This window comes from Streptomyces sp. NPDC050448, from assembly GCF_040655295.1.
GTDB lineage: Bacteria > Actinomycetota > Actinomycetes > Streptomycetales > Streptomycetaceae > Streptomyces.
In genome coordinates this window covers 16,091-38,714 of sequence record NZ_JBFAJR010000052.1, presented here as the reverse complement: position 1 = coordinate 38,714, position 22,624 = coordinate 16,091, and the positions used below count along the sequence as shown (strand labels likewise).

At 70.2% G+C, this 22,624-nt stretch carries 21 protein-coding genes and 4 pseudogenes; 14 read left to right on the top strand and 11 right to left on the bottom strand.

Translation table 11 applies throughout. The features are described from left to right. Positions 1–111 precede the first annotated feature (111 nt). Together AB0I68_RS35975 and AB0I68_RS35970 are read right to left on the bottom strand one after the other, a co-directional pair. A pseudogene (locus AB0I68_RS35975) lies at positions 112–1,163 on the bottom strand (IS3 family transposase); the annotation flags it as partial. A 69-nt stretch (positions 1,164–1,232) separates the two neighbouring features. Next, positions 1,233–1,385 (bottom strand): annotated as a pseudogene (locus AB0I68_RS35970) (transposase); the annotation flags it as partial. Between the two features lie 107 nt (positions 1,386–1,492). Here AB0I68_RS35970 and AB0I68_RS35965 point away from each other — a divergent pair. The 3 genes and pseudogenes from AB0I68_RS35965 to AB0I68_RS35955 form a co-directional block, all read left to right on the top strand. Continuing rightward, positions 1,493–1,924 (top strand): annotated as a pseudogene (locus AB0I68_RS35965) (transposase); the annotation flags it as partial. A gap of 63 nt (positions 1,925–1,987) precedes the next feature. Further along, a complete protein-coding gene (locus AB0I68_RS35960; RefSeq protein WP_363181608.1) occupies positions 1,988–2,527 on the top strand; it encodes a winged helix-turn-helix domain-containing protein in 540 nt (179 codons plus the stop codon). Beyond that, positions 2,524–3,060: a transposase gene (locus AB0I68_RS35955; protein WP_363181613.1), complete on the top strand. Its 537-nt coding sequence runs from the start codon at positions 2,524–2,526 to the stop codon at positions 3,058–3,060. The genes AB0I68_RS35960 and AB0I68_RS35955 overlap by 4 nt, the downstream gene beginning before the upstream one ends. 22 nt (positions 3,061–3,082) lie before the next feature. On the opposite strand, the gene AB0I68_RS35950 is transcribed toward AB0I68_RS35955, so the two are convergent. Continuing rightward, positions 3,083–4,009 (bottom strand): oxygenase MpaB family protein, encoded by a 927-nt coding sequence (locus tag AB0I68_RS35950; RefSeq protein ID WP_363181612.1) that lies wholly within the window; start codon positions 4,007–4,009, stop codon positions 3,083–3,085. A gap of 95 nt (positions 4,010–4,104) precedes the next feature. Between AB0I68_RS35950 and AB0I68_RS35945 the strand changes: the two genes are divergently transcribed. Continuing rightward, a complete protein-coding gene (locus AB0I68_RS35945) occupies positions 4,105–10,668 on the top strand; it encodes a type I polyketide synthase (RefSeq protein ID WP_363181607.1) in 6,564 nt (2,187 codons plus the stop codon). Here AB0I68_RS35945 and AB0I68_RS35940 read toward each other — a convergent pair. Continuing rightward, complete coding sequence (locus AB0I68_RS35940; RefSeq protein WP_363181606.1) at positions 10,602–11,189, bottom strand: DUF4188 domain-containing protein; 588 nt, start codon at positions 11,187–11,189, stop codon at positions 10,602–10,604. The two genes, AB0I68_RS35945 and AB0I68_RS35940, sit on opposite strands and share 67 nt — an antisense overlap. 184 nt (positions 11,190–11,373) lie before the next feature. Here AB0I68_RS35940 and AB0I68_RS35935 point away from each other — a divergent pair, with 184 nt between their 5' ends. The 7 genes and pseudogenes from AB0I68_RS35935 to AB0I68_RS35905 all read left to right on the top strand — a co-directional run bounded on the left by AB0I68_RS35935 (position 11,374) and on the right by AB0I68_RS35905 (position 16,094). Further along, positions 11,374–11,949 carry a hypothetical protein gene (locus AB0I68_RS35935; RefSeq protein ID WP_363181605.1) on the top strand — a complete coding sequence of 192 codons (576 nt, stop codon included), beginning with the start codon at positions 11,374–11,376 and terminating at the stop codon, positions 11,947–11,949. A 184-nt stretch (positions 11,950–12,133) separates the two neighbouring features. Beyond that, positions 12,134–12,649 (top strand): transposase, encoded by a 516-nt coding sequence (locus AB0I68_RS35930; RefSeq protein ID WP_363181604.1) that lies wholly within the window; start codon positions 12,134–12,136, stop codon positions 12,647–12,649. 45 nt (positions 12,650–12,694) lie between these two features. Then, positions 12,695–13,099 (top strand): hypothetical protein, encoded by a 405-nt coding sequence (locus AB0I68_RS35925; protein WP_363181614.1) that lies wholly within the window; start codon positions 12,695–12,697, stop codon positions 13,097–13,099. 380 nt (positions 13,100–13,479) lie between these two features. Continuing rightward, positions 13,480–13,641: a hypothetical protein gene (locus AB0I68_RS35920; protein ID WP_363181603.1), complete on the top strand. Its 162-nt coding sequence runs from the start codon at positions 13,480–13,482 to the stop codon at positions 13,639–13,641. Between the two features lie 89 nt (positions 13,642–13,730). Next, the gene (locus AB0I68_RS35915; protein WP_363181602.1) at positions 13,731–14,723 is read left to right on the top strand and encodes an HEXXH motif-containing putative peptide modification protein; all 993 of its coding nucleotides are present in this window, start codon (positions 13,731–13,733) and stop codon (positions 14,721–14,723) included. A 25-nt stretch (positions 14,724–14,748) separates the two neighbouring features. Further along, the gene (locus AB0I68_RS35910; RefSeq protein WP_363181611.1) at positions 14,749–15,441 is read left to right on the top strand and encodes an aspartate/glutamate racemase family protein; all 693 of its coding nucleotides are present in this window, start codon (positions 14,749–14,751) and stop codon (positions 15,439–15,441) included. Between the two features lie 112 nt (positions 15,442–15,553). Further along, a pseudogene (locus tag AB0I68_RS35905) lies at positions 15,554–16,094 on the top strand (hypothetical protein). On the opposite strand, the gene AB0I68_RS35900 reads toward AB0I68_RS35905, so the two are convergent. From AB0I68_RS35900 to AB0I68_RS35890, 3 genes are all read right to left on the bottom strand, one after another. Continuing rightward, positions 16,051–16,449, bottom strand: a complete 399-nt coding sequence (locus tag AB0I68_RS35900) for a transposase (RefSeq protein WP_363181601.1) — start codon at positions 16,447–16,449, stop codon at positions 16,051–16,053. The pseudogene AB0I68_RS35905 and the gene AB0I68_RS35900 overlap by 44 nt on opposite strands. 398 nt (positions 16,450–16,847) lie before the next feature. Further along, positions 16,848–17,108 (bottom strand): hypothetical protein, encoded by a 261-nt coding sequence (locus AB0I68_RS35895; protein WP_363181600.1) that lies wholly within the window; start codon positions 17,106–17,108, stop codon positions 16,848–16,850. A 194-nt stretch (positions 17,109–17,302) separates the two neighbouring features. Next, positions 17,303–17,674, bottom strand: coding sequence for a CAP domain-containing protein (locus AB0I68_RS35890; protein WP_363181599.1), 372 nt, complete (start codon positions 17,672–17,674; stop codon positions 17,303–17,305). On the opposite strand from AB0I68_RS35890, the gene AB0I68_RS35885 reads away from it, so the two are divergent. Then, positions 17,673–18,044, top strand: a complete 372-nt coding sequence (locus tag AB0I68_RS35885; protein WP_363181598.1) for a hypothetical protein — start codon at positions 17,673–17,675, stop codon at positions 18,042–18,044. The genes AB0I68_RS35890 and AB0I68_RS35885 overlap by 2 nt on opposite strands. A 664-nt stretch (positions 18,045–18,708) precedes the next feature. On the opposite strand, the gene AB0I68_RS35880 is transcribed toward AB0I68_RS35885, so the two are convergent. Both AB0I68_RS35880 and AB0I68_RS35875 read right to left on the bottom strand, forming a co-directional pair. Then, positions 18,709–18,924 (bottom strand): hypothetical protein, encoded by a 216-nt coding sequence (locus AB0I68_RS35880; RefSeq protein ID WP_363181597.1) that lies wholly within the window; start codon positions 18,922–18,924, stop codon positions 18,709–18,711. Between the two features lie 264 nt (positions 18,925–19,188). After that, positions 19,189–19,890: a TetR/AcrR family transcriptional regulator gene (locus tag AB0I68_RS35875; RefSeq protein ID WP_363181596.1), complete on the bottom strand. Its 702-nt coding sequence runs from the start codon at positions 19,888–19,890 to the stop codon at positions 19,189–19,191. A 136-nt stretch (positions 19,891–20,026) separates the two neighbouring features. Between AB0I68_RS35875 and AB0I68_RS35870 the strand changes: the two genes are divergently transcribed. Continuing rightward, entirely contained in the window at positions 20,027–21,160 is a 1,134-nt protein-coding gene (locus AB0I68_RS35870) for an NAD(P)/FAD-dependent oxidoreductase (protein ID WP_363181595.1), read from the top strand. A gap of 38 nt (positions 21,161–21,198) precedes the next feature. On the opposite strand, the gene AB0I68_RS35865 is transcribed toward AB0I68_RS35870, so the two are convergent. Then, entirely contained in the window at positions 21,199–21,636 is a 438-nt protein-coding gene (locus tag AB0I68_RS35865; protein ID WP_363181594.1) for an alpha/beta hydrolase fold domain-containing protein, read from the bottom strand. A gap of 9 nt (positions 21,637–21,645) precedes the next feature. Further along, the gene (locus tag AB0I68_RS35860; RefSeq protein ID WP_363181593.1) at positions 21,646–21,768 is read right to left on the bottom strand and encodes a hypothetical protein; all 123 of its coding nucleotides are present in this window, start codon (positions 21,766–21,768) and stop codon (positions 21,646–21,648) included. 550 nt (positions 21,769–22,318) lie between these two features. Here AB0I68_RS35860 and AB0I68_RS35855 point away from each other — a divergent pair. After that, complete coding sequence (locus AB0I68_RS35855; RefSeq protein WP_363181592.1) at positions 22,319–22,543, top strand: hypothetical protein; 225 nt, start codon at positions 22,319–22,321, stop codon at positions 22,541–22,543. Positions 22,544–22,624: the final 81 nt, after the last annotated feature.

Here is a 22,624-nt window from a genome sequence, read left to right as displayed (position 1 = left end):
ACCCCGTGAAGCCAATCAAGTTGAACAACCACGCAACGCTAAAGACTGGACACCCAAACGAGAATCACCCCGGACAAACAAGCGAGAACTCCCAAGTATCCTCGAGAACAGCCTCTGGTGCATCGTCTCCCTCTTCAGCCCCTGCCAGAAACTCTCGGCGAGGGCGTTGTCGTAGCTCGAGCCGACCTTGCCCATGCTCCTGCGGATGCCGTACCGGTCGCAGACCTGCGCGAACGCGGACGACGTGTATTGCGAGCCCCTGTCCGCGTGGAAGATCACCCCGGATACGTCACCGCCGCGGGCCGCGACCGCGGCCTGGAGCGCGTCGATGACGAGTTCGGCCCGCATGTGCGAGGTCATCGAGTAACCGAGCACTCGGCGCGAGCGGATGTCGATGACGCAGGCGAGGTAGAGCCACACGGCGCCGACCTGCACGTATGTAATGTCGCCGCACCACTTCTCGTCTAGAGCCCCAGCGGTGAAGTCCCGCTGGACCAGATCCGGCACCGGCGGCGCAAGCCGGTCTGCGATCGTGGTCCGCTTCTTCTTGCGCAGGTGGCGGCCGACGATGTGGTGCTTGCGCACCAGACGCGCGACGCGCTTGCGGTTGACGGTGTGGCCGAAGCCGCGCAGTTCGGCATGGATGCGCAACGCACCGTAGTTACCGCGGTGTTCGGCGTGGATCTCGCGGATCTCGGCGACCAGGGCGTCATCAGCGGCCCGCCGCTCGGCCCGCGCCTCGGCGCCGGCGATCCACCGGTAGTAGCCGGAGCGGGAGACGTCCAGCACCCGGCATATCCGCTTGATGCCGAACTTCTCGGCGTGGGCGGAGACGAAGTCCCAAGCGGCGGCCTTCACTTCATCTCCCGGGCGAAATACGCGGCTGCCCGGCGCAGGATCTCCCGCTCCAGCTGCCATTCCTTCTCGTTCTTCAGCAGCCGGGCATTGTCCGCCCGCAGCCGGGCCAGCTCGGCCGCGGTGTCCTGGGACGCACCGGAGGCGGCCGGCGGTGCGTCCGCATCACGCACCCAGGTCCGCAGCGTCTCGGGGTTGACGTTCAGATCGGCCGCGACGTCCTTGAACGTCCGCCTGCCGGCCGAGGCCCGCCACAACGCGATCGCGTCGGACCGGAACTCCGCACTGTATTTCGAGGGCCTTGCCACGTGGATCTACACCTTCCAGGATCACCAAGATCCATTGTCAGGTGTGTCCACACCGCGGGGATCACCTCAGTCCCGCCACGGCACGCCTGTCCGGGTCCGGTACAGGATGCCGTCGATGACCTGCCGGTGGTCCCGCCACCTGCCACAACGCCCGTTGCTCACCGGCAGCAGCGGCCGGAGCCGCTCCCACTGGCCGTCAGTCAGATCACCCCTACTCCCCATAGTCGTATCAACGACTCAACTGATCGGCAGGACACGGCCTAGTAGTGCTTGGTCAGCTTGGTGGTGGTTGAGCGTGTCCTTCTGGTCCGATGTTGTGTTGAGAGGGTGTGACTCCGGACGAGATTGCGGCTGTGCGTGGTGAGTTGGAGGAGTTCGCGGCGGAGGTTTTCGAGCCGTTCGCGAGGAAGGACCAGCGCCGGTGGGGGCAGGTCTATCTGCGGGGACTGCTGACCGACGGGCAGCGTAAGTCGGTCGAGCCGATGGCTGCCCGGCTGGGCGTGGACGGGAACAGGCAGGCCCTGGCCCACTTCGTCACCACCAGCCCGTGGGATCCGGCGCATGTGCGGGCCCGGCTGGCCTGGAAGATGGAAGCGGTGGTCCGGCCCACCGTGCTGGTCTTCGATGACACCGGGTTCCTCAAGGACGGCAATGCCTCGGCGTGTGTGTCGCGGCAGTACACCGGCACCGCGGGCAAGGTCACGAACTGCCAGGTGGGCGTGTCGCTGCACCTGGCCTCGGATCACGCCTCGGCGGCGGTTACTGAGGTTTTCGTTTTGTCGTCGGGTAGTGACGGTGCATGATCCCTGCGGTATGCCGGTTGTATGAGGTATCCGGAGGGTGGGGGCCTGACTCCTGAGCGTCGGGCATTTCGTGAGGGGATCCGGCTTCAGGCCGGGCAGCGGTTCGCGGCGGGTGAGAAGACCGCGGTGATCGCGAAGGACCTGCGGGTGAGTGTGAGGTCGGTGGAACGCTGGCGTCGTGCCTGGCGCGAGGGCGGCATGGAGGCTTTGCGCTCGATCGGTCCGGCGAACTCCCCGACCGTCACCGATACCCAGTTCGCCGTACTCGAGGAAGAACTCGGCAAAGGGCCGTCGGCGCATGGCTTCGAAGACGAACGCTGGACCCTGGCCCGGGTCCAGACCGTGGTCCGTCGATGTCTGCGGGTGAGTTTGTCGGTGGCGACGGTGTGGCGGCTGCTGAAACGGCACGGCTGGTCCTGGCAGGCACCCGCCCGCAGAGCCCTCGAACGCGACGAGCACGCGGTCGAGCTGTGGAAGAAGGAGGTGTGGCCCCGGGTAAAAGGCTCGCGGCGGCAGCCGGGGCCTGGATCGTCTTCGAGGACGAAGCCGGCTTCTCGATGACACCACCCCGTGCCCGGACGTGGGGCCGGCGCGGGTGCACCCCCGTGATCCGGGTGAGGGGCAGGTCCCGCCGCCGGACTTCCGTCGCCGCACTGTGCTGCTACAAACCCGGCGAGAAGAGCCGTCTCATCCACCGGCCCCGCGCCCATCTCCTCCTCAAGGGCGCACGCAAGAGCTTCTCCTGGAAGGACTACCGCGACCTGCTGGTACGGGCGCACATCCAGCTCGGCGGACCGATCATGGTCGTCTGGGACAATCTCAACACCCATCTCGCGGCCGGACTGAAAGAGTACGAGGCCGAGCACGACTGGCTCACCACCGTCCGGCTTCCGCCCTACGCTCCCGACCTGAACCCCGTCGAAGCCGTCTGGTCGCTCGTGCGTCGCGCGATGGCCAACACCGCTTTCGACACCTCAGACGGCCTCGACCGCAAACTCCGCCGTGAGTTTCGCAGGATCCAGCACCGGCCTCACCTGATCGACGGCTGCCTCACCGCCACAGGCCTGACCATCAACCCACCGACCCCACCCTGAAAACGTCAGTAACGAAGCCCTACTAGGGCCTGTCCGACCTGTCCGGCACGTAGTGCTCCGGCTTGCCGCGCTCGGACAGCGGCGGCAGATTCCGCCGGGGAGTGTCGACGGGCCCGGCGTCCGCCCCCGCCGCACCGCGGGCGCGGCGCCAGCCCGCCCGGGCCCGCGGGTGGTAGCGGCGGTCGTGCGGGACAAGCTTGAACACGGCGTTGACCGCCCGGCAGGCCCTGCGGTGCCGCCGGGCGTCCCGCTGCGTCCAGGTGAAGCCGAGCAGGTCGCGGATTTCGCGGTCGTAGAGCCCGATGGTGAACCAGACGAAGTTGCGCGCGATCAGCGCGCCGAGCGGGCGCCACACCGGGTCCGGCAGCCACGGCAGAAACGGCGGCCGCGCGATCCCGGCGATGTCGAGCACGTCCCGGGTGGCCTTGTTGTCCTCCAGGACCTCCGCGCACATGTGCTTCCAGTAGCGCTGGAAGTCCTCCCAGCTGTCCGGCACCGGCCGCATGCTCATGCCGTACATCCGGTACCACTGCACATGCTCGTCGAACAGCTGGCGCTTCTCCGCCTCGCCGATGCCGCCCGCGAAGCGCTCGGCGATCAGGATCGTGCTGACGAAGAAGGTGGAGTGCGCCCAGTAGTAGGTGTCGGGATCGAGCGCGTGATACTGGCGGCCCTGGGCGTCCACGCCCTTTATCCGGTCGTGGTAGCCGCGTACTTCGAGCGCGGTCCGGCGGGCGCGCGGGCCGTCGTAGACGACTCCGCTGATGGGGTAGAGCGAGCGGAACAGCCGCTGCCAGCGCTCCTCGAAGAACCGCGAGTGCTGTTCGACGCCCGCGCCGAGCCCGGGGTGCATGTTCTGCATCGACCCGGCCCACAGCGCGGCGAGAAGTCCGCGCCAGTCGCCCAGATACTTCCAGGTCAGCGAGTCCGGGCCGAGCGGCTCCGGCATCGTGGCCACCAACTCAGGCTCCCCGTCGGGTATTTGACTAATCGCTTCCATTGTCAGACCATGCCCGTTTGCACAGAATTCCGAAAGGTTGGGCAGTGACGCCAGTTCGGGAAGAGCTCTTACGACCGCTGGTGACCTCCCTGTCCGGGCACCGCCCCGACCGGCCCGCGTTCACCGACGACCGCCGCACGGTGACGTACGGGGAGCTGCTGGCCAGCAGCGGTGCGCTCGCCACGGGGCTCGGCGTGGCTCGCGGTGACCGGGTGCTGATTCATGTCGGCAGCCGGGTCGAGTTCGCCGAATACTGCCTGGCGGTGCTGCGGTCGGCCGCTGTCGGCGTGCCGGTGAGCGTCCGCTCGCCGGAGGCGGAACTCGCGTACTGCGCCGACGATTCCGGGGCGACGCTGCTCATCACCGAAGCCCGGCACGCGGCGATGGCACAACGGCTGCGCGAGCGCCGGCCGCAGCTGCGCGTACTGATCGTCGAAGACCCTCCGGCCCCCGGCCCGGGTTCGCCGGCTGACGACCTCGGCATGGACGAACCGGCCTGGCTACTCTACACCTCCGGCACCACCGGCCCGCAGAAGGGAGTGCTGACCACCCAGCGCGCGATGCTGTGGTCGGCGGCCGCCTGCTATGTCCCGATGCTCGGGCTGTCCGAGCACGACACCGTCGTGTGGCCGCTGCCGCTGCATCACTGCTTCGCGCTGTCGCTGGCCTTCGCCGGCACGATGGCGATCGGCGCGCACACCCGGATCGCCGACGGCGACCTGCCCGCGCTGCTCGCCGAGCATCCCGGCTGCGTCCTCGCCGGTGTACCCGCCACCTACCTCCAGCTCACGCACGAGACGCGGGGCGTGGCCGTCGCGCCACGGCTGAGCGTCAGCGCCGGCGCGCCCTGCGGCGCGGCGACCCGCGCCGCCGTCATGGACCTGTTCGGCACTCCCCTGCTGGACTGCTACGGAGCCACCGAGACCAGCGGCAAGATCGCCGTCCAACTGCCGGGCGAGTCCGGGCTGACCCCCGTCCACGGAGTCGAGATCCGCATCGCGGACGGGGAGATCCTGGTCCGCACCCCGGGACTGATGCTGGGCTACCACGGGCAGCCCGGTCCTTTCGTCGATGACGGCTGGTACCGGACCGGCGACGCGGGCCGGATCGACGACGGCCGCCTCACGATCGCCGGCCGGATCGACGACGTGATCATCTGCGGCGGCCAGAACGTGCACCCGCTGGAGATCGAGGCCGTGATCGCCGAATCGCCGTCGGTGCGCGACGTGCTCGTGGCCGGCCGGAAGGACGACCTGGTCGGCGAGGTCCCGGTGGCTTTCGTCGTCCCGGCGGACCCGGACGGCTTCGTTTCCATCAGTCCCGGGGAGCTGCGCCGGCTGTGCCTGGGACGGCTCTCGCTGTTCAAGGTGCCGGTGGAATTCCGGCCGGTCGAGTCGATTCCCCATACGTCCTCCGGCAAGCCCATGCGCAGGGCCATGGCCGAGCAGACGGCGGGTCCGCGCGAGCTTGGAAGCCCGGCGGCGCTGGCGGAACTCGTACGCGAGGAGATCGCCGTCCTGTGCGGCGAGGATCTCGGAGACGCCAGATGGCGTGAGCGCGCTTTCACGGAGCTGGGCCTGTCCTCGCTGGCAGCCGTACAGCTGCGGCACCGGATCGCCGCGCTCACCGGCATCGACCTGCCGCACTCGCTCGTCTACGACTTCCCGACCCCCGGCGAGCTGATCGGCGAACTCGCGCGCCTCGTGGCCGCCGAGCCAGTGCCCGAGCCGATCATCGTGCGACCGCCCGCCTCTGACGAGCCGATCGCCATCGTCGCGATGTCCTGCCGGTATCCCGGCGGTGTCCGGTCGCCGGAGGATCTCTGGCAGCTGGTCCGCGACGGCGTCGACGCGACCGGTGACTTCCCCGACGACCGGGGCTGGGATCTGGCCGGTCTGTACGACCCCGACCCGGACCGGATCGGCACCTCCACCACCCAGCGCGGCGGTTTCCTCTACGACGCGGCCGAGTTCGACGCGGGGATGTTCCGCGTGTCGCCGCGCGAGGCGCTGGCGACCGACCCGCAGCAACGGCTGCTGCTGGAGACCTCGTGGGAGCTGTTCGAGCGGGCGGGCATCGACGCCACGACGCTGCGCGGCAGCGGCACCGGCGTGTTCATCGGCGTCATGAACGAGGACTACGCGAGCCGGTTCGAGGCCCATGAGCTGGAGGGCCGCCTCGGCATCGGGTCGTCGCACGCCGTCGCGTCCGGGCGGATCTCCTACACCTTCGGGCTCACCGGTCCCGCCGTCACCGTCGACACGGCCTGCTCGTCCTCGCTGGTCGCCCTGCACTGGGCAGCGAGGTCTCTGCGTACGGGCGAATGCTCGCTCGCGGTGGCCGGTGGCGCGACCGTGATGTCGACGCCGAGGACCTTCCTCGCCTTCAGCCGGCAGCGCGGTCTGTCGCCGGACGGCCGCTGCCGGTCGTACGCGGCGGACGCCGACGGCACGGCCTGGTCCGAGGGCGCCGGGCTCGTCCTGCTGGAACGGCTCAGCGACGCCCGCCGCAACGGGCACCCGGTGCTGGCGGTACTGCGGGGTTCGGCGACGAACGCCGACGGCGCGTCCAACGGGCTCACCGCGCCCAGCGCCCGCGCGCAGCGCGAGGTGATCGGGTCGGCGCTCGCGGATGCCGGGCTGTCCGCGGCGGACGTCGACGCGGTCGACGGGCACGGAACGGCGACGCCGCTGGGCGACCCGATCGAGGCCGAGGCGCTGCTCGCGACCTACGGCCAGGGCCGGGACCACCGGCCTTTGTGGCTCGGCTCGGTGAAGTCCAACCTCGGGCACACCCAGGCGGCGGCCGGTATGGCCGGTGTGATCAAGATGGTCGAGGCGATGCGGCACGGGCAGTTGCCGGCCTCGCTCCACGCGGACAACCCGAGCCCCCGGATCGACTGGTCGGCCGGCCGCGTCTCACTCCTCGCGACCGCCCAGCCGTGGCCGGCGGGCGGCCGGACGCGACGGGCCGCCGTCTCCTCGTTCGGAATCGGCGGGACCAACGCGCACGTCATCATCGAGGAGGCCCCTGCCGAGGATCCGGTCGCGGTCGCGAGGCCCGGGTTCCCCGCCGCTCCCTGGCTGCTCAGCGCCGCCGACGGCAACGCACTGCGCGCCGTCGCCACCGCGCTGCTGGACGCGCCGGACGACATCGGTGTGGGCTACACGCTGGCAGTGGGCCGTACGGCGCTGGCTCACCGCGCCATGGTCGCCGCCGGGGACCGGGCCGCGCTGCGCGCGCTGGCCAGCGGCGAAGGCGGCGGTACGGCGGTGCGGGCAGGCGCGCGTATCGCGTTCCTGTTCAGCGGTCAGGGTGCGCAACGGGCGGGCATGGGCCGGGACCTGGCGCAGCGTTTTCCGGTGTTCGCCGAGGCTTTCGATGAGGCGTGCCGGGCGCTCGGCGGCGAGGTGCGCGAGATCGCCTTCAGCACCGGACCGGACAGGCTGCTGGACCGTACCGATCACGCGCAGGCCGCCCTCTTCGCGTTCGAGGTCGCGCTCCACCGGCTGCTGGAGTCCTGGGGTGTGCGGCCGGATGTGCTGGTCGGGCATTCGGCCGGCGAGATAGCCGCCGCGCACGTCGCCGGTGTGCTGTCGCTGGAGGACGCGGCGACTCTGGTCGGCGCCCGTGGGCGGCTGATGGCGGAACTTCCCGCCGACGGCGTCATGTTCGCGGTGGAGGCCACCGAGGCCGAGGTCGCGCCGCTGGTGGCCGAGGTCGCCGACCGGGTGTCGATCGCGGCGGTCAACGGCACGCATGCCGTCGTGGTGTCCGGCGAGGAGGCCGCGACGACGGCCCTCGCGGGCCGCTTCCGGCGCAGCACCCGGCTGCGCGTCAGCCACGCCTTCCACTCCCCGCTGCTGGAGCCGATGCTCGACAAGTTCCGCGAGGTCGCCGAGACCCTGACCTACCACCGCCCCGGGACTCCGGTGGTCTCCGGGCTGACCGGCGGGCTCTCCGACTCCGACGCGATGTGCTCAGCCGCGTACTGGGTGCGGCACGCGAGGCACACCGTCCGGTTCGCCGACGCACTGTCCACGCTCGTCGAGACCGGTGTGACCATCTGCCTGGAGGTCGGCCCCGACGCCGTCCTCAGCCGTGCCGCCGCCGCTGTGCTGCCCGCCGTGCCCGCGACGCGCGCCGGTCACGACGAGGGCGAGGCACTGCTGACCGCGCTCGGCTCGCTGCACACCGCCGGGATCCCCGTCGCCTGGCGATCGGTGTTCGCGGGCAGCGGCGCCCGGCCGGTGCCGTTGCCCACCTACCCCTTCCAGCGCACGCGTTACTGGCTCGATCCTCCCCAGCCGGGCCGGCAGGGCCAGCCGGGCGTCGGCGGCTTCGACCACGCGCTGCTCGGCCCGGCCCTCGTGGCACCCGACTCCCCGCGGATCGTGCACGGCGGCTCGATCGGCGTCCGGGCCCACAGCTGGCTGGCCGACCATGTCGTCGGCGACGCGGTCGTGGTGCCCGCGACCGCGTTCGTCGACATCGCGTTGCACGCCGGGACGGCGGGCCTCGACGAGCTGACGATCGAGGCACCGCTGCGACTGACCCCGGGCAAGGAAGTCCAGCTCCAGGTGGTCGTGGACGGGCAGCGCATCGATGTCTACGCCAAGCAGCGCGCGGCCGGTCCGTGGACGCGGCACGCCTCGGGCCGGCTACGGCCGTGCGGTCCGGCGCCCGAGCCGTACGCCGCCGAATGGCCGCCGGCCGGTGCCGAGCGGCTCGACGTGGACGGCCGTTATGACGCCCTCGCGTTCGCCCTCGCCTACGGGCCCGCCTTTCGCGCGGTGACCGCGCTGTGGCGCCGGGGCGACGAGCTGTTCGCCGAGATCGACCTGCCCGAGGGCGTGGCCGGGCGGTTCGGGCTGCATCCGGTGCTGCTCGACGCGGCCGTGCACGCGGCGGCGCTGGCCGAGGGCCCGGCGGGCGGGGCGCGGGTGCCGTTCGTGTGGGGCGGCGTGGAGCTGTACGCACCGGGCGTGAGGAGCGCGCGAATCCGGTGTGTCCGCACCGGATCGGACACCGTCGCCGTCGATGTCTTCGACCACGCGGGCGCACCGGTCGCGGCGGTGGCGTCGATGTTCACCAGGCCGATGGCGCCGCAGGAGAGCATGCTGTTCCGCCCGCGATGGATCCCGGTGCCGGCCGCGCCGGCGACCGCTGACACGACGGTCCTCGAGATCCTCAACGGCTGGGGCGACGACGTCCGGTCGCTGACGACCCGTGCGCTGGAGGCGCTGCACCACTGGCAGGATCACGGTGCCGGCCGGCTCGTCGTCCTCACCAGGAACGGCACCGCGCCCGATCCGGAGCTCGCGGCCGCCGCTGTCGGGGGTCTGGTGAGCGCGGCCGCCGCCGAACACCCGGAACGGATCACCCTGGTCGACCTCGTGGGGGATGCCCGCCTTCCGGCGGACCGCGTGCTGGACCTCGTCGGCGGCAGCCTCGAACCGCAACTGGCCGTCCGCGACGGCGTGCCGCACGCGCTGCGGATCACCCGGGCCGCTCCGAGCGACGCCCGGCCGCTCGACCCGGCCGGGACCGTGCTGATCACCGGCGGGACCGGCTCGCTCGGCGCGCTGCTGGCCCGGCATCTGGTCCGCGAGCACGGCATCGCCCATCTCGTGCTGGTGAGCCGACGCGGCCCTGCGGCGCCGGACGCGGAGCGCCTGCGGGCCGAGTTGTCGGAGCTGGGCGCCGACGTACGGATCGTCGCTGCCGACGTGGCCGACCGGGCCGTGGTGGAGCGGCTGATCGCGGCCTGCGACCCGCCCTTGACGGCGGTCGTGCACACGGCGGCGGTGGTCGACGACGGCGTGCTCGCCGCCCAGACCCCGGCCCGTATGGACACCGTGCTCAAGCCGAAGGCCGACGCCGCCTGGGTGCTGCACGAGGCCACCAGGGAACTTCCACTGTCGGCGTTCGTCCTCTACTCCTCCGTCGCCGGCGTCTTCGGAAAGGCCGGGCAGGCCAACTACGGGGCGGCCAACCGGTTCCTGGACGCGCTGGCCTGTCATCGCCGGGCGCTCGGCCTGCCGGCGGTGTCACTGGCCTGGGGGCTGTGGGAGCCGGGCAGCGGTCTCGGCGAGCAGATCTCCGGCCTCGCCCGGCGGCGTATGCGGGAGTCCGGCATCGCCGGTCTCAGCGCGGAACAGGGGTTGGCCCTCTTCGACGCCGCTCTCGGCTCGGCCGAACCCGTGCTGGTGCCCGTCCTGTTAGACCCGGCCGCGACCGCCCCGCCACCCATCGTCGGCGGCCTCGTGCGCAAGCACCTGCCACCGGCCCCGGCCCGGCGGAGCTGGCCCGCGCGGATGACGAAGCCGGAGCTGCGCGACCTGCTGCGCGCCGAACTCGCCGCCGTGCTCGGGCTCGGCGAACCGGACCAGGCCGCCTTCCCCGACGACCGGCCCTTCACCGACCTCGGGTTCGACTCACTGGCGGTGATCCAGGTGCGTACCCGACTCAACCGGCTCACCGGGCTCGACCTGCCCGCGCGGATGCTGTTCGAGAAGCCGACGACCGGCGAACTGGCCGATCATCTGTACGCCGAGCTGTTCGGCCGGGACAGCGAGGGGGACGGCGATGGGGACGGGGACGGCTGATGGGCCCAGGCCGCTTCACGTAGCCCGTACAGCCCGCCGATACCGGCCGGCGGCATGTTGCCGTAGAGGCTGTGGTGGGCGCCTCGCCCGGCCGCGAACATCTCGTGCCAGAAGCCGACGGCGCCGCCACAGTCGGCGTAGTGCCGCCAGAAGCGCCGCTGCGCCGAGCGGTGCGAACCCGTACGGTCCTCGGCGAAGGCGCGCAGTTCCTCGGGGCCGCTCCAGTACTGCACCAGCATCGCCTGCCGTGGTCCGGGGCCGACGAGCAGCCGGTAGCCGAGCAGGCCGCTGTCGGCCGTGGTCACCAGTTCGCGGAGCATGGTCGGCATGGCCAGCAGCAGGGGCAGCCAGTGGCGCACCTGCCACCAGGAGTTGATCCTGATGCCGACCAGGAAGACCACGACCGATTCGGTGTTCTCGCCCGCGAACTTCCCTTCCCGTACACGGGTGTTCGTGTGATGGCGGCGTATCCACTCGGGCCGGGCCAGCAGTCTGGCGATGTTCAGTAACGCGGAAATCACGATGGGCGCCCCGTCTTGTCGTACTCGAAGCTCTCATCCTGGACCGGATGCGCGCCATGCCACGCCAACAACAAAGCATCGGCCATGACTTGATGGCGTCATGATATGACTTGAACAAATCCTTGGACAAGCCGAGCCCGCTCCAGGCAAAGGCTCTACCCGCATAGAACTCCCCGGTGCTGTCATGCCCACACCGGCCCGGAATCCTGCCGGGCACACACCGGAAGCCCCCACCACGTCCCGAATACGCCGCGTCATCCTCACGGCCATCCCCACCATGGCCCTCGGCGCCATCGGCCTCACCTTCGGCATCGGCACCGCCCACGCCGCCTCCTGCAGCCAGAGCTACCTCCCGCTGCCCGACCCCGGCTGCCAGCCCGGCGCACTCAACGCGGACGTCACGCAGTCCATGATCGACTCGACGATCTGCGTCTCCGGCTGGACCGCGACCGTACGGCCCTCCAGTTCGTACACCACCGCCCTGAAGAAGAAGCAGATAGTCGAGTACGGCTATACCGACACCAGCACCTCCGACTACGAGGAGGACCACTTCATCCCCCTCGAACTCGGCGGCTCCCCCAAGAGCGCGCTCGACCTCTGGCCCGAGCCCGAGTACGGCACCAGGACCGCCGGCAACAAGGACACCGTCGAGAACAAGCTCAAGAAGGCCGTCTACGTCGGCGACGTCAGCCTCGCCGACGCCCAGGACGCCATCGTCACCGACTGGACCACCGCCCTGTCCGACCTCGGCCTCAGCTGACCCCGGCACCGCGGCCACCGGCGCCGGGTGGCGCCGGTGGCCGTGAGGTGACGTCCGGTCAGCAGGCGCCCTCGTCCAGCCAGACGCCCCATTCGCCGGTGGTGCCGGGCTCCTCGCCCTGCGTCCACCACTTGGCCTTCCACTTGTGGCCGTTGTGGGGGCGACCTCGTTGCCGCCGACGTAGATGGGGGTCTGTCCAGTGAACGGCTCCGGCTCACATTCGGTGGTGACGCAGCGTCATCTCAGTTCTCGGAGGGGGCGTGGCAGCGCTACCGCGGCATCGGGCGGGGACATGGCCCAGTTCACCTCCGCTCAGCACCTCGCTTCCTGGATCGGCGTCTGCCCGGGGCAGAACGCGTCGGCGGGAGTGAATGAGTCCGGACGCACCCGCCAGGGCAACAGCAACCTCAAACGCCTGATCGGGACCGCCGCCATGGCCGCGGTCAGGAACAAGGACTCCTACCTCTCGGTCTTCTTCCGCCGCATCTCCGCGCGCAGAGGCGGCAGGAGGGCCATGGTCGCCGTCATGCACAAGCTCGCCATCGCGATCTGGCACGTGCTGCCGGACCACACCGTCTACCGGGAACTCGGGGCCGACTACTTCGCCAAACGCGATCCCGAACGCGCCATGCGCCGAATGATCAAGGAAGCCAACAGCCTCGGCCTGACCGTCCGCTTCGATCCGATCGCAGCAGGCTGACCTGCACGGGCAACTCTATTTTCGTGTCAGACCCTCCGCTGGATCATGACGGACCCCGGAAACCTGACCGTCGATGATGCCGACGATCTCAAGGAGATCCGGACTGGCCGCCCCGAACTCGACGCCGTCACCCACCACGTCCGCGACTTCGCCGCCATGATGCGCGACCTGCGGGGCGACCAACTGCCCGCCTGGATGGACCGCGTCCTCGCCGACCACTTGCCCGCCCTGCACTCCCTCGTCAACGGACTGAGCCGCGACATCGACGCCGTCACCGCCGGGCTCTCCACCCCTGGAGTTCCGGCCAGGTCGAAGGGCAGGCCACAAGGACGAAACTACTTCAAAGGCAAGGGTATGGACGAGCCAACCTCGACTTCCTCCGCAAACGCGTGCTCCTCACGCCCTGTCCCGACTGCGTCACAAGATCAGCGCCAGAGCCGAATTTCGTGATCGCCGACACGCGCCGGCACCGCCGATCGTCCAGTGTCTGCAACCGTCCGGCCAGCGGCCCCATCGCACGGTGCTGACGCGTGGGCGGCTTGATCAGGCAGACGGTGGAAGACTGGCGGCACATCGAAGCTCTCGTTGGTACGTCGCGTGCCCTCTGGACATCGTCACACCGCTGTGACCTGCACGCCTACAAGATCACCCCGGCTTGGAAATCACCCTGCACCAGGAGGTGAACCAGAGATTGGACCATTTATCTGGCATGTCGATAATGATGGGTGTTGTCTGCTTTATGAGGCGCCGATAAATCCAGTCAGTTTTGCTTGACAGTGAATCAGGTAGCTAAAATTTTGACCCTCCCACCATATGCCAAAGGAGCCAAAATGAGCAATAATGTTGATCTCGGCGAACTGCACGAACTCCTCGGCGACTTCCGTCGTGACGAGGCGACGATTCGCCCGACCGTCCATACGCCTCACGGCGACGCGCAAACCTGGCGTCTGAGTGAAGAGGCGGGATCCCTCTCTGCGGTTTCTGCCGACTGACTGCGCGTGGAGGGCGGCCGGGTGAGACCTGCCGCCCTCCGTTTTAGTGGTCATTCAAGCAATGGAACGGAGAGATCAGGGGATGCCGAATGTCGACTTACACGTTGCCGACCAATCTGCGTGAACAGGTGGACGCCTATCGGCAGGCGAAGATCGCACGTATTGACGGTGTCTTGCGTTCCCTTGGAGCCGAGGATGAGTACGCCTGGGGCGATGTCGCGAATTCTGATCTTCCCCTGCGGTACGCGTTGGCGCATCACGTGTTCGAGGGGGTGAGCCGGGCTGTGAGGGAGGGTGACTGCCAGGCGATCAGTTCCGCGATGGCGTTGCGAACCGACGGGGCCTCGTCGCTGGGGCCGTTTCAGGCAGAGGGCAGCCCGATCATTCTGATGCATCCCGCATGGCGAGAACTCACCGATGACGCGTCCCTGAGCGAAAATGTCGCGCGTTCCTCGGCCCCTGTTGCGATTGTTTCCTCCAGGCTCTGCGCGACCGCCACCACCGCTGACCGCGATCTCGTCACACGCGCCCTGGGCACCGCCGTGGATGCCGGGTTCGGCGCGACTGTGCTCAGGAACACTCGCGTCATCGCACTCATCTCCGAATTGATTCCCGACGATGCGAAGATCCGGAGCTGGACCACTAGCGCGCTACCGGCCACAGCGCACTTGGACTATTTCACCGAGAATCGTTACGTCAGCCGCGAACTCATTCACGAGGCAGCACACACGGAGCTCAACGACCTCTTTTCCGCACTGGACGTCGCAGGGGAAATTCACCGCAGTGATGCGACTTTTTACGCACCGTGGCTGGAAACGGATCGACCGGTGTTCGGGTTCCTGCACGGAACGTGGGCGTTCTCCCATGTCGCGCTGTTCTGCCGGTGGCTGCTCAATGCCCATCTCGGGCCAGAGATCTCGGCGGTGGCAGCGATGATGCACAGCAGGTACGTGAAGCAACTGCACGCGTCCCGGGAGGACTTCTCCCGTGCCGTGGAGTGGGTGCGGGTGCCGGAGTTGGCAGAACTGCTCACACGACGCCGGGACGACGTCCTCGTCGGCGTCGGTGCCGGGTGGGCGTGAGATCTCCATGGGAACCATCTAGTGGATCAACCCTGTCGGCACGGCAGCGTTCGACGAGGAAGTGTCACTCGCGATCGAGGCAGTGCGTGCCCCGCATCACCGCGTGGTGGTGCGTCATCTCGAGGACGGGCCACCCCACTTGGAGTACCGCGAGGCCGGGCAGCGGGTGATCGGTCCAGTCGTCGAACTGGCCCGCGAAGCCGAAGCCGTCGGCGCGCGCGCATCAGTGGTCGGGTGCTTCTTCGACGTCGGCGTGCATGTGCTCCGGGAGTGCGTGAAGTTGCCCGTCATCGGCATGGGCGAGGCCAGCATGCTGCTGGCCTCCACCCTCGGCCACCGGTTCTCGGTGATCGTCGGGCGTCGGAAGTGGACGCCGCAGGTCGAGCAGAACGCGCTGCTGACGGGAATGGAGCGGCACCTGGCCTCGGTGCGCTCGGTGGAGATGTCGATTCCCGCCGCGCAAGCCGATCCGACCACCTTCTTCAAGCGGGTTCGCGAAGCGGCACGGGCCGCGGTCGAACGCGACGGTGCCGAAGTCGTCGTCCTTTCTGAGATCGCCCCGCCGGGGTTCACCAGAACGCTCAGGGACGAGTTGGGCGCCGCGTTCGTCGACCCCGGCATGGCCGCCTGGAAGTGGGCCGAGATGATGGCCGACCTGTACGAGCGCGAGGCTGTCTCACACTCCGCCGTCGGCGACTACGAACCCTCGTCAGAGTAAGAAGCTGTTGTCTTTCCGGGCGTGATCGCTGCGTTTCCGCTGGTCGGGCATAGGGTCGGTGATTCGGTGGGAGTCGTGGCCTGTCGGGTCGTTTCTTGCCGGGAGGTCGCGGATGCCGTCGGTCGTTGGACTGCTGGAACAGCACGAGCTCGCCGCTCGCCGTCGAGTCGACGGGCTGCGGGAGGAGGCCGGCCGTATTCAGGCCGAGCTGGCCGCGGTCGAGCGGGAATGGCAGGAGTGGGCGATTGCCCGCAGGCGGGTCGATACGGTGCTGGCTCCGAACAGCGGCGACACCGCCGACACGGAGGTCAGCGCGGATCCGCGGGATGTGGATGCTCAGCCGGCGGCCCGGGATGCGGTGAAGCCGAAGTCGCAGGTGCCGGTGTGGCGCCAGGGACTGGCCTGGTCTGTGCTGCCGGCGGACTACCAGCGCATCCTCAGGGCGCTCGCGGACCGTCTCCGGCTCGGTCAGGGGCCGTTGACCTGCCAGGAGATGGCCGCGGCGTTCGGCATGGACGTGGTGCCGGCACGGGTGGAAGCACTGCGGTCGAAGGCGAAGCGCCTGGCCGCGCGCGGCTGGCTGGCTGGCCGAGCCCGCGCCGGGCCGGTTCACGCTCGCGCAGGCCGTGGCCGGGCCAGGCGGCGGCTCATGAGCAGGATCATCGACCAGTAGACCATCACCTCGGCGCTCGCGGTGCGGCGTTCGTAGTCGCGTGCCAGGCGGCGGGTGCGCATCAGGTGGGCGAAGAACCGCTCGACGATCCACCGTTTGGGCAGCACCACGAAGCCGCGCATGTCGTCGCTGCGTTTGACAATTGCAAGGACCAGCGCGAGCGCGGCCAGGCAGTGCTCGACGAGGCTGCCGGTGTAGCCTCCATCGGCCCAGACCAGGGCGAGACGGTGGTGCGCGTCGGTCACCTGCTTGAGCATGACCTGGGCGGCGGTGCGGTCGCCGGTGTCCGCGCTCGTGACCATCACGCCCAACAGCAGGCCGAGGGTGTCGACCACGGCGTGCCGCTTGCGGCCGTTGATCTGCTTGCCGCCGTCGTAGCCGCGGCTGTCCGTGCGAGGTCCCGGATGGTGTCGAGGCGGATCTCGATGGTCTTGAGCTGATTCGGTCGCAGCCCGAGACGCTCGGCGTTCTCTCGCTGGACCACCAGCGCCTCGGCGAACGCTCGGACGGCGGGGCGCAGCGGGGTCGGGACAGCCTGGATCCGGCGCTCGCGGCGAGCGGTCGCTCGTGCCTCTTCGATGTCGGCAGGTGTGGAAGAAGTCGGCGAGGCGTCGCCTGAGCCAGCGGGTCGTTCGGAGCGCGGCGGCGCCGCTTGCACGCGCAAGCCTCCCCGGGCCGACGTACGGAACGCCGTGCCGGACCACGCCCACCAAACCTTCCGAGACAGCACCCCTCAGCCCAGCCGGCCACGACAGCCCCACCTGAACCCCGCCCGCCCCGAAAGGAACCAGCCCGACACCCGCGCCGGGCCCAACACTGCCACCGGCGCCATGCAGGGCACCATCAACCGCTTCACGGTCAGCCCGGACTCCCCAGCCGCCAGCTCGGCCAACGCCTCGGCGTCTGCCTCCGTGGACCAGCCGGACACATGCTCGTCTTCCTCCACGTCGTCCACCAGCGTCACCACCGGGTCATCGAGGCGGAACATACGCATGGAACCGGCCCCGCACCCATCACCACAACCGAGCCCATTGGCGCGGAAGTGGCGGGAGGGGCCACACCGAGTTCAGGGGGCTCGGCGTGGCCCGGTTCGCCTTTGGGTACGGGTCAGAGGCGCTCAGCCCGCCGGCTGCGTCAGCCCGGGGAGGGGTTCGGCAGCGGTTCAGCCGGGCTGCACGCTCTCGGCCGTCATTTCCCGTCCGAGAAGTTGTGCACGCCCCACCATCCCGATTCGTCGTGGTAGATGCCGACCCCCACCTCGGTGAACTTCGGGTTCGTCTGCGCCTTGTAGTGGCCGGGGCTGTGGCGCCACATGGACTGGAACTTCTCGGCGGCCTCCTGCGCGGTCATCGACGAGTCGCTCCACATCACGATGTTCTCGCCGATCCAGGTGCGGGAGCCGGACTTCAGATAGGCGGTGTCCCCGTCGGAGGAGTGACCGAATCCCGTGGTCCTCATGTGCTTGGCCCAGCCCTGGGCGAAATCGCTGAGGTCCTGCTTGAGCACGAGCGGCGGGAGCCCCACCGTGGCCCGCTCCGCGTTCAGGAGCTGGAGCGACATGGCCTGCGCGTCCTTGACGGCCTGCGTCGACTGGCGGGGACCGCGGACGGAGGGGTCGCCGCCCACCGGACCCGCGCCCGTCGGCCGGCCGGCCGACGTTGAGGCGGACTGCTCCCGGTTCGCGGGCGGCGCCGCGGGGGACCGCTTCGCCTGCGGCTCGGCAGAGGCGGACGCCTGGGTGCCCGCGCCGGAGCTGGGGCTTGGGCTGGCGGACGCGCTGGCGCTGGAACTCGCGTTGGGACTGGCGCCGGCCTGGGCAGGCACCGAACTGCCCGGGTCGCCCGCCCGGCCGGGGAACGCCGAGGGCGCGCTCGCCGCGGCCGTACCGGCAGGAGACTGCGCCTGGGATGACCCGGAGGACAGGGCATAGGCGCCGGCTCCGGTGAGCACGACCATGGCCGCCGCCATTCCCAGCAGCGGAGCCTTCCGGCGAGCCTTGCGACGCGGCTTGCGGCGCCCGGTCACCGAACCCTCCGAAACCTCCTGTACGGCTCGGTCGGCGGATATCCAGGTCATGAGCTCATCGTCGCGGTGCTGCATTGTCTCTCCTCGTACGTCACTGCTTGGCCTGACACAGAAGGAGACTCGCGGCGGAAGCCGCCATAACACCTTTTCGAAAAACGGGATCTCGATCCCGAGCCTGCACCCGTCCGAGGGGCGTGGCCGTGCGAACGCGTCACTGGGTTTGCGGGCGCCAGCGCGCGCGGACACGCCGACAGGCAGCACATCGGACGAGTACGGCGACGAGCGCGGACCACGTCGCGCTCAGGCTCGGGGCCCGCGGCCATGACCAGCGCCCAGTCGGTCGGCCCGATCACCACTCAGGGCGTCTCGGCTCCGACGGGCGTGTCGAGGGACCCGGAACCGTCGAACCCCACTGATGTGGCCAGGCCGCGCGAGCCAATGCCGGGCAGGACCAGAGAATCAAGGCCCGCCGTCGCGGCGAGACCCTCCTGCTCGATGCCGGTCAGCAGTCGTGCGGGGTGATCTGGCGGTTCCGGTCCGGTGTCAGTGGCGGGAGATGCCCACCGGGTTCAGTCCCAGGGCGACCGACCGGTACTCACCGTGCCGATGAACCGAACGTCGTGGTAGCCCTGCCTGTCAAGGTAGACGACGCGGACCTCAGGCACTGAGCGCAGCAGTGCGGGCGCCGCCCGGCGAGGGTGGCGGCCCGCCGCCGGCGCCTCGAAGTACGTGCTGCGCTTGTGCATCGCGCACAGGTAGTGCTCGTCGAAACACGCGGAGTTCACCGAAGCGACCCACGTTGAGCCCCGGGGCGCCGCCGCTGTCCCGGGTGAGGTGCAGGCGCATCCGCGAACCGCAGGAGCAGTCGATCGGGGGAGGGGCGGGTGCAGGATCTCGGTGACCCCGGAGGCGGCGCGGAACCGGACCTCGACACGCCCGGCCTGCCGCGCCGCAGTGCTTCCCGCCGCCAGGCCCCGTTCGTCGATCCTGACGCTTACGGCTGCCAGCCTCGCTCTCGTGACGGGCCCCGCTGCCGGCGTCCGCGCCGGCTAGGCCGGAGCCGCCAGGCCGGTCAGCATGACGTCCAGGCCGGCGGCGAACATCGCGGCGGGGTCCTGGTCCGTGCCGCGGGTGACGAGGTGGGCGAGGGCGGGGTACTGGCCGACGGCGAAGAGGCGCCGGAGGTAGGAGCCGGAGGTGGCCTGCCACTGGCGTTCCGTCTGGCCGCTCTCGCGTTCGGCGCGCAGCTCGACGATTTCGTGGCGGACGGCACCGAGCACGTAGCCGTTCACCGCCTGCAGGGCGCGCATCAGGGCGTTCGGGTCGTCGTCACCGATGCCCGGGGCGCGGCGCAGGGCGGCCAGGGTCGCCTCCAGGTGGCCGAGGGCCGCAGGACCGAGCTGCGGACGGCCGCCGAGGAGGTCGGCGAACCACTCGTGGCGCAGGGCCGCGCCGCGCAGACCGTGCGCGAGGGTCCGTACACATGCCTCCCAGTCCCCCTCGCCCGGTTCGGGCAGGGGGATCTCCGCGTACACCGCGTCGACCATCAGGTCGAGGAGCTCCTCCTTGGTGTCCACGTAGCGGTAGAGCCGCATCGGGCCGGCGTCGAGGGCTGCGGCGACCTTGCGCAGCGAGACCGCCGGCAGGCCGTGACCGTCGGCCAGCCCGATCGCGGCCCGCACGATCCGGTCGCGGCTCAGCGGACTGAGCGACGACCGTACGGCCGGCTCTGGCCGTTCCCAGATGAGCATGGACTCCCCTACCTCTGTCTGAGGCCCTTGGACCGTTCCTCGTCTCAATACAGTGTATCGATCTCCTGTCGATACGGTGTATCGTCGCCATACAGCGTATCGATACGAATCCGATTCCGGCCGAAGGAGCACACCCATGCCACGCATCGCCATCGTCGGAGCCGGGCCCGGCGGCCTGGTCCTGGCCCGCGTCCTGCACATGCACGGCATCGAGGCCGTCGTGTACGAGCGCGAGGCATCACCGGCCGCCCGGATCCAGGGCGGCATGCTCGACCTCCACCCCGACAGCGGCCAGCGCGCGCTGCGCGAGGCCGGGCTGGAGGCGGAGTTCCTGGCCATAGCGCGGCGGGAGGGCCAGGACCACCGGCTGCTCGACCACACCGGAGCGGTCCTGCTGCGGCAGGACACCCCCGACGACGCCCCGCTGGACCGCCCCGAGGTCGACCGTGCGGACCTGCGCACGATCCTCCTCGGCTCGCTGCCGCCGGGCGCCGTCGCCTGGGGCCACGGCCTCCAGCGGGCCGAGCCGCTGCCCGGGGGCCGCCACCGCCTGCACTTCACCGGGGGCCGGACCGCCGAGTGCGACCTGCTCGTCGGGGCGGACGGCGCCAACTCCCGCGTACGCCCCCTGGTCACCGACGCCCGGCCGGCCCCTCTCGGCGCCCACGTCGTGGAACTGGGCATCCCCGACCTCGCCCACGCCCGGCCCGACCTGGCCGCCCGGGTCGGACGCGGCAACTACTGGGCCTTCGGCCCCGGCCGCTCACTGTCCGCGCAGCTCAACGGCGACGGCCGGCTGCGCGTCTACCTCACCTTCCAGGGAGCCGAGGACTGGCCCGCCACCTGTGGCATCCCCTTCGACGACCCGGTTCGCGCCCGGGCACGGCTGCGGGAGCAGTTCGCCGACTGGGCGGCGGAGTTCACTGACCTGATCGACGCGTGCGACGACACGCTCGCGGTCCGCTCCCTGTCCGCGCTGCCGGTCGGGCTGACTTGGGCGCACGTGCCCGGCGTCACCCTCCTCGGCGACGCCGCCCACCTGATGCCGCCGGCCGGCGAGGGCGCCAACGCGGCCCTGCTCGACGGGGCCGAACTCGGCCTCACCCTCGCCGCCGACCCGTACGCCCCCGACGCGGCCGCTCACCGTTACGAGCGGGCCATGTTCCCCCGCGCGGAGGCGGCCGCCCGCCTCTCCGCCCGCATCCACGACATCCTCATGTCCCCTGACGCCGCTCGGCAGCTGGTGGCGGTGCTCCAGCCTGCGCGGTAGCCCCGACGCGCCGGGGTAGGCGGTCCCGGCCGGCCACGTCAGCCCGCTGCGGACCGCCGACGGCATCTGCGGCGACTGCGACGCCCCGACCAGCACGCAATCCGGTTCATGTGCCGCCGGACTGACGATCCGGGAACGGCCGGCCGAGGCCGGGCGGTGAATGCCTGCTTCAGTGCGGCTTTCAGGTCGTGGTCCAGGCTGGTGGCGATGCGGCCGGGTTCATGACCGAGCAGGCTTGTCCAGCCGAAGGTGTTGCTGGTGGGGGTCCAGATGAACTCGCCGGTATAGGGGTTGAGGTCGGTGCGGGTGGCAGTGCGGTCGTCGAGCATCGGATACATCAGCACCTGCAGCCGCACCGGTACGCGGCCCTGGTCACAGGCGAACAGGGCCAGCGTCGCGGCCAGGCCGCCGCCGGCGCTCTCGCCATAGACGGCAATCCGGGCGGGATCGACGTCCAGCTCGGCTGGCGTCGTCATGCAGCCAGGTCAGAGCGGCGTAGCAGTCACGCAGCGGGCCCCGGTACGGGGTCTCGGGGCAAGCCGGTAGTCGACCGACACACTCACACAGCCCGGCTCGTCGGCGGCGTAGATGTTCTCGGTCTCGGTCATGTTCGCCTTTCGGTTGAGGTGAGCGAGCACCGGCCGAACCAGGCCGACGGCGCCGCCCGGCCGGGAGGCTGGCCTGCCTACGGGCCGAGCGGCCGCCCGCGGCGCCGATCGGGCGCCCGCGGCGCCGATCGGGCGCTGACTACCGGGTACGGCTGAGGCCGGCCAGGATCCGGGCCAGGAGTCGGCGCAGGAGGGTGCGCCAGGTGTTCGGCCCAGGCGGAGGTACGGATGCGGCGACGCAGGCGTTGAAGGCCGTCGGAACCGAGGTGTCTGTCCAGGAGGTCAGGCGGACGATGACCTACAAGGTCGGCGACCGAACCTGGTCCAGCGCTCAACTGCAATGCCGGGGAGTGAGGAAGTACAGCTCCTTGCGGGCCGGCTACTTCCCCGAGGAGCAGGATGAATTTCGCTACTGCCGCCAAGGCTCGCCGAGCTCCTCCGTCAACTTGCCGAACAGCCCCAACTGCGCCCGCAGCTCTCGCGAGTCCACCCAGGGCCTCGGTGGCTCTTCCCGGGCATGGTCCCGGGCAAGCCGATCTCGACGCACGGCATGCCCCAGAAGCTGGGCCGCCACGGCATCCCGGTTCGCACCGCTCGCAACACGGCGCTGGCCGCCCTCGCTGCTGATCTCCCCAGCCCGATCCTCGCCGACGTGACCGGGACGCACCGCCACACCGCGCTGCGCTGGGTCGCCTATGCCCGGCGGGGCTGGGCCGAGTACCTCGCTGCACGAGCTGAGGACGGGGCCAACAAGCGGGACAAGAAGGGGGAATAGAGCGCCTCGGGGCTTGAAGGTTTGTACTGTGATTTCCGCAACCGCCTACATGGGACGCTGTTGTGGTGCTGCAGTGCCGGG